The 5318-nt window shown below is 67.5% G+C and carries 6 protein-coding genes; all 6 read right to left on the bottom strand.

Annotation, left to right across the window (positions count from 1 at the left end):
* Window positions 1–595, bottom strand: a 595-nt coding sequence (locus AC2VOP_RS20975) for a DUF58 domain-containing protein (RefSeq protein ID WP_486962757.1), incomplete at its 3' end; no start/stop codon positions are given.
* 65 nt (window positions 596–660) lie between these two features.
* Window positions 661–1770: a chaperone MoxR1 gene (gene moxR1 / locus AC2VOP_RS20980; RefSeq protein ID WP_486962754.1), complete on the bottom strand. Its 1110-nt coding sequence runs from the start codon at window positions 1768–1770 to the stop codon at window positions 661–663.
* Between the two features lie 160 nt (window positions 1771–1930).
* Window positions 1931–2653, bottom strand: coding sequence for an NlpC/P60 family peptidoglycan endopeptidase RipB (ripB, locus tag AC2VOP_RS20985; protein ID WP_486962755.1), 723 nt, complete (start codon window positions 2651–2653; stop codon window positions 1931–1933).
* A gap of 22 nt (window positions 2654–2675) precedes the next feature.
* Window positions 2676–4154, bottom strand: a complete 1479-nt coding sequence (gene ripA, locus AC2VOP_RS20990; protein ID WP_486962758.1) for an NlpC/P60 family peptidoglycan endopeptidase RipA — start codon at window positions 4152–4154, stop codon at window positions 2676–2678.
* 231 nt (window positions 4155–4385) lie between these two features.
* Window positions 4386–4919: an Rv1476 family membrane protein gene (locus AC2VOP_RS20995; RefSeq protein ID WP_486962759.1), complete on the bottom strand. Its 534-nt coding sequence runs from the start codon at window positions 4917–4919 to the stop codon at window positions 4386–4388.
* Window positions 4920–4978: 59 nt separating this feature from the next.
* Window positions 4979–5318, bottom strand: a 340-nt coding sequence (locus AC2VOP_RS21000) for an AAA family ATPase (RefSeq protein ID WP_486962756.1), incomplete at its 5' end; no start/stop codon positions are given.

Consider the following 5318-nt stretch of genomic DNA (forward strand, 5'->3'; position numbering starts at 1 on the left):
GCATCCAGTTGATCGGGCCGAGGAAGTCGCTGATGATCACCGCCATGCCGCGGCGACGTTGCGGCCGGCGCAGCGCGTCGATGGCCGCGGCGAGGTCGCCGCGCACCCCGACCGCGGCCCGCGGTGTGGTGGCGATCGTCCGCAGCAGCGTCTGCTCGTGCATCCGTCCCGACCGCGCCGGCACCCGCACCGTCCGTTCGCCGTTGGCGACCAGTGCGCCGATCCGGTTGCCGCCGCCGCTGTTGAGAAAGATGATGGCCGCGGCCGCCGCAACCGCCAGGTCGCGCTTCTCACATCGAGCGGTGCCGAAGTCCATGCTGGCCGACATGTCGACCACCAGCCAGGTCTCCAGCTCTCGATCGGCGATCATCTGGCGGACATGCGGATGGGTGGTGCGCGCGGTGACTGACCAGTCCATCCGGCGCACGTCGTCACCGGGCTGGTAGAGCCTCGATTCGCCGGGCTCGGAGCCCGGGCCGGGGATCAGGCCGAGGTGGTCGCCGTGTAACACCCCGTCGAGCTTGCGTTTGACGGTCAGCTCCAGGGTGCGCAGTGCCGCAGCGAGCTTGGGGTCGCGGATGTCGCCGCGCAGCATCGACGGCGGCGCAGTGGCATCCGGGGTATCCGGTCCCCCCGACTCGGGCGGGGTGTCGGGTTCGGTCACCGACCGCTAGCCGCTGCCGCCGCGGCCGGAACCACCGGAGGCACCGAATGTGCTTGCTGTGGAACAGCGTTCACCTGGGGCAGTGCGACTGTCTGCAGCACCCGGTTGATGACGATGTCCGGGGTGATCTCGTCGGCGAGCGCGTCGTAGGACAGCACCAGCCGGTGTCGCAGCACGTCGGGGATGACTTCGATGACGTCCTGCGGGACCACGTAATCACGCCCCCGCACCAGCGCCAACGTCCGCGCCGACGCGACGATGCCCAGCGAAGCGCGCGGTGACGCGCCGAAGGAGAGCCAGCTCTTGACGTCGGGCATGCCGAACTGCTCCGGCATGCGGGTGGCCATGACAACGCGCACTACGTAGTCGACCAGCGCATGGTGCACGAAGTTGTTCGCGGCCAGCCCCTGCAGCCGCAGCAGGTCACCGGGGTTGAGGATCTGCTTGGGTTGCGGTGGGGTGACACCCATCCGGTAGATGATCTCGCGCTCTTCCTCCGGCGACGGGTAGTCGACGTTGATCTTGAACAGGAACCGGTCGCGCTGCGCCTCCGGCAGCGGGTAAACACCCTCGTGCTCGATCGGGTTCTGGGTGGCCATCACCAGAAACGGGTCGGGCAACGGGAAGGTCTTGCCGCCAATGGACACGTGGCGTTCCTGCATGACCTCCAGCAGCGCGGACTGCACCTTGGCCGGCGCGCGGTTGATCTCGTCGGCCAGCAGGAAGTTGACCACCACCGGACCCAGTTCGGTGTCGAACTCTTCTCGCCCCTGCCGGTAGATGCGGGTGCCGACGATGTCGGTCGGCACCAGGTCCGGGGTGAACTGTATTCGCGCAAAGGTGCCGCCGACCACTCGCGCGAACGTCTCCACCGCCAGTGTCTTGGCCACCCCTGGGACACCTTCGAGCAACAGATGGCCCTTGGCCAGCAGGCCGACCAGGATGCGCTCAACCAGCCGGTCCTGCCCGACGATGATGCGCTTGACCTCGAAGATGGCCCGCTCGAGCGCGTGCACTTCGGCGGCCAGCCCGTTAGCGCCGGCCGGGGGGCCTTCCGGCCCGGGAAAACCCCCGGCACCCGCGGGCGTCCTATCTGGTGACGTCATCGACAACCCTCCAAGCTCGGTAAACCTCGGTATACCTCTGTCAGACACGACTGTGTACCCGACCTGGTGGCCGCGGGGCAGTCGCATGCCCGCGTTTCACTATTCCAGGCCTCCGGGATTCCGTCGACGTCGCCTCGGAGCAGCGCCCCGCCTCGGGCGGTCAATACTCGATGATCCGGGTCAGGTACGGCGTCATTCCCGCCGTCCGTACCGGGCTGACCGTGACCTTCCCGGCGCTGCCGGATGCTTCCAGCATCTTCCCGTCGCCGAGGTACATGGTGACGTGCTGGCCGCCGCCCGGGCCGTAGAAGATCAGGTCACCCCGCTTGGCCTGATCACGTGGGATATGCCGGCCGGCGTTGTACTGGTCGCCGGAGAACCGCGGGATCAGCACCCCGACGCCGGCGAACGCGTAGCGCATCAGACCCGAACAGTCGAATCCCACCGTGTCTGCGCCGTCGCCGACGCCTTTGCTGGGACCGGTGAGCGAGCCGCCTCCCCACGAATACGGCACCCCCAGCTGCGAACCGCCCCGGCGGATGACGTACTCGATCGCCTGCCGGCCGTAAACCCGCCGACCTGGTGCGATGTTGACACTGGCCTCACTTGGATCGGCACCGCCGATGTTGAACCCCAGCCCGGACAGGAACTTGCGGCCCAGGTCCATCGTCGTCTGGGTCGCCTGTGCGGTGGCTTTCAGCGAGGCGGTGGCGATCGCCAGCGGGTCGCCGGGCGCACCTGCGCTGATCAACTGCGGCAGCGTCGGATCCCACGGGTTCTCGGCTGCAGCCGGCCCGGCCAGGCCGATCACCAGCGGAATCACCGCGAGTATGAGCCAGGTCAGCCTGCCTGGCTTCAAGTCTCGAAAGATTTTGCGGCGCATGGCTTCTCCATTGTGATATCCGTCAGTATTCGATGTACCGGACCACGTAGGGTGTCATGCCGCTGGTGCGTACCGGGGACACTTTCACCGTCTGCCCGACATCGGGCGCTTCCAGCATCTGGCCGTTACCCAGGTATAAGGTCACGTGCTGACTGCCGCCTGGCCCATAGAAGATGGCGTCGCCGCGGCGCATCTGCGATGACGGAATCTGTCGGCCCAGTTTGTACTGCGAGCCCGAATAGTGCGGCAGCTTGATCCCCACCCCGGCGAACGAGTACAGGATCAGCCCCGAGCAGTCGAAGCCGACCGTGTTGGCACCGCCGTCGATGCCCCGGCTCGGCCCCACGGCGTTGCCGCCGCCCCACGAGTAGGGCACCCCTATCTGCGACATGCCGCGCCGGATCACGTATTCCGAGGCCTGGCGCCCATACACCCGTGGAATCCGCCCGTTGGTGATGCCCGGCTCCGCTGCGGCAGGGGCGTCCGGCCTGATCAGGCCCACCGACTGCAAGAACTTGCGCCCCATGCTGGCGGTGGCCTGCGCCGAGGTTGCCGAGATCCCCAGCACCGTGTTGATGACGGCGATCGGGTCACCGCTGACGAAGGCGCTGGGCACGGCCGGCAGTGTCGGATCCCACCCACCGTCCCACCGGCCGGCGTCAGTCGCCGCCGGCGCCGCGTTGGGTTCCCGGTCGGGGCGTCTGGCCCCGGATTCCCATCGGGCGCCTGGCGGTGCCGGACGTTGCCCCGCTGCCTGCGCCTGTTGGCGCTGCCGGCGGGCCGCGTCGAGTTTGGCTGCAGCGTCGTTGCGCTGGGCGACCAGCCGCTTGATCTGCTGCTGCTGCTCGCCGAATTTGCGCTCGGTGTCGATGAGCGCCGCCACCGCGGCGTCCTGACTGGATTGGGCGTCGGAGACCGCCTGGTCGGCTCTCTTCTTTGCCAGCCGTGCCGTTGACTCCTTGTTCACCTGCTCGGTGCGGGCCCGCTGCAGGTCGGCCAGCACCCGCTGGGAGCTGACCGACACCAGCTCACCGGCGGTGGCGGTGGTGATGACATCGGACGGGCCGGTCATGCTCAGGTAGGCCCCCGAAGGGCCGTTGACGTACGTCGCCGCCGCGAACCTGTCGAATCGCCGCTGAGCCGCGGTGATCGCAGAGTCGGCGTCCTTGATCCCTTGCTGGCTGATCTCGACGTCGTGCTGGGTGGCGACCGCGTCGTCTCGTGCGGTCTGCACGTCGGCCAACGCCTTGTTGACATCTTCCTTTTCGGTCTGAACGGCTACCGCCAGATCCTGGAGCCGCTGGTTGGCTTCGGCGACGTCGGCGATCAGCGTGGCGATCTGCTCCGGGCTTGACACGGAGTCGAGCACCGGGTCGGCGAACGCCAGCCCCGGCGCTGCCAGCAGCACTGCCATGCTCAGCACCGAGACCCCGACGGGTTGGACGAACCCGACGGCCCGTCGGAGGGAGCAGCCTTGAGAGCCCTGGTGACGACGTCTGATGCGTCTCATTCGACTCGGGCCTCCTCGGACTCAACGCGGGTGGTCGGCGCCCAGCGGGGCCGCGAGCACAAACACAACACACGCATCACCTGGAACATACGCCACTTAAGACACTGTGGGAACATTCGTAACGAACTACGGTGTCGTAGTTGGTCGATTGTGACCGAACGGTGATATCGGAACTTGCTAACGAATCCGCTGACGCGGCTTTGACTGACTGATTTTTGCTGGTCAGTCGTGATGGTTGAGGTCACCGACCGGTGACTGCATGCGTTTGCTGCGCTGTTGCAGTACCCGGGTGCCCACGGTCACCGCCACGACCCCGAGCAGCAACACGATTGTCAACGCCGTCCAGGGGAGATCGGGCCGGTTCAACTCGTTGACGAAGTTCTGCGCCGACACCACCGGATTACCGGTCTTCGCCGTGTCTTCGCCGGCCTCCAACTTGGCACGATGGAACTGCCCGCTGTAGCTGCCGACATAGGACGGGCTGAGCACCAAGACGGTGGAATCCGGGTCATCGCTGCCCACGACGGTAGCGACGTCACGCAGCGCGGTATCCATAGCCGGGTTGCGGGCAACCACCACAATCTTGAGGTCGATGCCGTCCCGGTTAGCCTCCTGCACCACCTCGCGCAGCGCCGGCACGTCGGCGGCGGGAGCGCTGATCGCGTCGGCGGCAACGCCAGCTTTCACGAGCGCCATGCACTCGTCGGGCGGAGCGGACGGATCGAGCCCGACGGTGACGCAGAGTTCGCCGGGGATATAGGCCGGGTGGGAAGGGTGGGCCGGCCGATGCGGCGTCGTCACAGTCGACGACGGTATCAGGCCAGCTCGATGAGGTCTCGGTAGTCGGGCGACCAGTAGTCCTCGGTGCCGTCCGGCAGCAGCACCACCCGCTGCGGTGCCAACGCCTCGGCCGCCCCTGGATCGTGGGTGACCAGCACCACCGCGCCGGTGTAGCTGCGCAGCGCGTCGAGCACCTGCTCGCGTGACGCCGGGTCGAGGTTGTTGGTCGGCTCGTCGAGCAGCAGCACGTTGGCGGTGGAGGCCACTAGCCCGGCCAACGCCAGTCGGGTCTTCTCGCCGCCGGACAGCGTGGCGGCGGGCTGATCGAGTTGCGCGCCGCGGAACATGAAGGCGCCGAGCAGGCCGCGCAGATCC

Source organism: Mycobacterium sp. TH-M106 (assembly GCF_057473765.1).